The 2,091-nt window shown below is 44.9% G+C and carries 3 protein-coding genes; all 3 read left to right on the plus strand.

The features are described from left to right. Positions 1-282: CsgE family curli-type amyloid fiber assembly protein (locus AAC033_RS19055; RefSeq protein WP_339741162.1), on the plus strand; the 282-nt coding region annotated here is incomplete at its 5' end. Between the two features lie 18 nt (positions 283-300). Continuing rightward, complete coding sequence (locus AAC033_RS19060) at positions 301-720, plus strand: curli production assembly/transport component CsgF (protein WP_339741164.1); 420 nt, start codon at positions 301-303, stop codon at positions 718-720. 25 nt (positions 721-745) lie between these two features. After that, positions 746-2,091: CsgG/HfaB family protein (locus AAC033_RS19065; protein WP_339741167.1), on the plus strand; the 1,346-nt coding region annotated here is incomplete at its 3' end.

Consider the following 2,091-nt stretch of genomic DNA (forward strand, 5'->3'; position numbering starts at 1 on the left):
CGTGACTTTTATGAAATTTTCTATTCGAATTGGGAAGCCCCAAAGGAAGCCCGCAATTACACCATTACCATTCGGGAAAAACCATTTCGCCTGACTACAACACTGGTTGAAGTGCTGATTAACGACAACATCGTGTATCAGTCCATGCTTCAACCGAGGCAGGATATTTTAGAAGGTCTGTCCGAGCAAGCAGTTGCCCACACCTACAACTATTTACTCAATTATGAAGAAATCATGCGGCAACTGAATGGAGAAGATCAAGCAGGAACAGGAATATTTTAATTTTTTAAACCAAAAATCATGAGGATTATATTAAAAACACTAATCGTTGTATTTTTTTTCGTGGCAGGAAAAACATGCGCACAGGATTTGGTTTACACACCAAAAAATCCGGCATTTGGGGGTAATCCCTACAATTTTAGCTGGCTGATGAGTTCAGCACAAGCACAAAACGATATTACAGAATCGCGAGATGATTTGTACAGCGGTTACAACAGGGATCCGCTCGCTGATTTCAGCGAAAGCTTAAACCGGCAGATATTAAGTCAGTTATCCAGGCAGATCGTCTCCAAGCAATTTGGAGAAGATGCTATTCAGGCGGGAACCTATACATTGGGCAATTACCAGATTGAAATCGGTGATCAAAGCGATGGACTAAACATTACCATTGTGGATTCATCAACAGGCACCCAGACGACTGTTGAAGTGCCTTATTTTTAATCTAATGATCTACATATCAACAGTTATGACTCAGAAGAACATTCTGTTACGTCTTATCTTCGCATTGATGCTTTCGCTGACCCTATCGGCTTGCGGAACCTACATCAATCAACCGGCAAGCCCCAGAAGAGCTGCTCTCGGACCTGAAACACCGGTCAAAAAGGATCTGCTGGAGTTACCTGAACCTCAGGAAAAAATTGTGGCTGCCGTGTACAAATTCCGGGACCAAACTGGCCAGTACAAACCCTCCGAAACCGGCGCCAACTGGTCGACTGCCGTAACACAAGGAGCAACCACCATCCTGATTCGGGCACTCGAAGAATCGAATTGGTTCATTCCCATTGAGCGTGAAAACATGTCGAACCTGTTGAATGAACGCAAAATTATTCGTTCGAGCAGGGCACAGTACGAGGGAGACCCGAACAATCCATCCTTGTTGCCTCCATTATTATTTGCAGGGATCATTCTGGAAGGAGGAATTGTTTCTTACGAATCCAATGTATTCACCGGAGGCGCGGGCGTGCGCTATTTTGGTGCCGATCTGTCCGGGCAGTATCGCGAAGACCGAATCAGCATTTATTTGCGTGCGGTTTCAACAGCTAACGGTAAAATTTTAAAAACAGTTTATACCACTAAATCGATTCTATCGCAGGAAGTGTCAGCTGGCTTTTTTCGCTATGTGAAACTAAAACGGATTTTAGAAGCTGAAACCGGGTTTACATATAACGAACCCACCGAGATTTGTGTAACCGAAGCCATTGAAAAAGCGGTCGAAAGCTTGATCATTGAAGGCATCCGCGATAAGCTATGGGCCATGGCCAACCCGGCCGACACGCTGAACAATTCTTTGATCCGCTACGAAAAGGAAAAAGCTGAAAACCTTACCAAAGATCACGTGGGTCGCCAGTTTCAAAAAGAACGTTTCCATGGAAAATTTAGCCTTGGATTGAAAGCAGGAGGCCTGCTCTACGACGGGGACTACACAACCGGCGATCTCCGTCCTATCGGAACTTTCAGCATCGGAAAATCACTAAGCCCACACCTCCATCTGGAGCTGGAAAATTCGGCAGCCATGGTACATGCCAGAGATTATTTTGACTTGAAAGAACTTATGTCCCAAATGAATCTGAACTACTTTTTCCTGCCGTTCGAACGACTATCGCCATACACCTATCTTGGAGCGGGAGTAGTTCACCAGTCAGGCTCGCATGATGTTGGATTGACCCAAAAACGACTCCTCCCTTATGTTGGCTTTGGGGGAGGACTTGAATACCTGTTTTCAAATAAAATGGCTGTTTCAGGAGAAGCCTACCTCAATTACATGCTCAATGATGAGTATGACAATTCGGTGAGTGGCGTATACAACGACAC

It is taken from the genome of uncultured Sunxiuqinia sp., from assembly GCF_963974515.1.
GTDB lineage: Bacteria > Bacteroidota > Bacteroidia > Bacteroidales > Prolixibacteraceae > Sunxiuqinia.